Origin of the sequence: Brachybacterium phenoliresistens (genome assembly GCF_039530785.1) — a bacterium.
Classification (GTDB): Bacteria; Actinomycetota; Actinomycetes; order Actinomycetales; family Dermabacteraceae; genus Brachybacterium; species Brachybacterium phenoliresistens.
The window spans coordinates 1-610 of the sequence record NZ_BAAAOW010000029.1; the positions used below are offsets into that span (position 1 = coordinate 1).

Consider the following 610-nt stretch of genomic DNA (forward strand, 5'->3'; position numbering starts at 1 on the left):
CCTCTTTGGACGGGATGCTTGATATGAACACGACAACCTACACACCCGTTCACGACGGCACCAAGGAACGCGCAACGCTTTCGCCCCCCTTGAAGCTTGCGCTCATCCTCATCGGCATAGCAGGCCTCGTCGCAGCACCCTTCTTCTTCTATCCTGTTTTAGTGATGAAGATCCTGTGCTTTGCGCTGTTTGCATGCGCCTTCAACCTGCTCCTCGGGTACACCGGGCTGCTGTCCTTCGGCCATGCAGCCTTCTTCGGCGGCTCGGCCTACTTTACGGCGCATGCCGTGAAGGTCTGGGGATTGCCAACGGAAGTCGGCATCCTGGTCGGTGTTCTTGGCGCATCGATCCTTGGGCTCATCATCGGCTTCCTGGCGATCCGGCGGCAGGGTATCTATTTCTCCATGATCACGTTGGCCTTGGCGCAGATGTTCTTCTTCTTCTGCCTGCAAGCACCGTTCACGCATGGCGAGGACGGCATCCAGTCAGTGCCGCGCGGCTATCTGCTGGGCTTCATCAATCTGGGCAACCAGATGAACATGTACTACTTCGTCATGGCGGTTTTCCTGGCGGCGCTTTTCATTATCTGGCGTATCGTCAACTCGCCTTT

At 56.9% G+C, this 610-nt stretch carries 1 protein-coding gene; it reads left to right on the forward strand.

The window, feature by feature from the left end:
* Positions 1-23: 23 nt before the first annotated feature.
* The coding region (locus ABD234_RS19120; RefSeq protein WP_344359673.1) for a branched-chain amino acid ABC transporter permease at positions 24-610 on the forward strand (587 nt) is incomplete at its 3' end.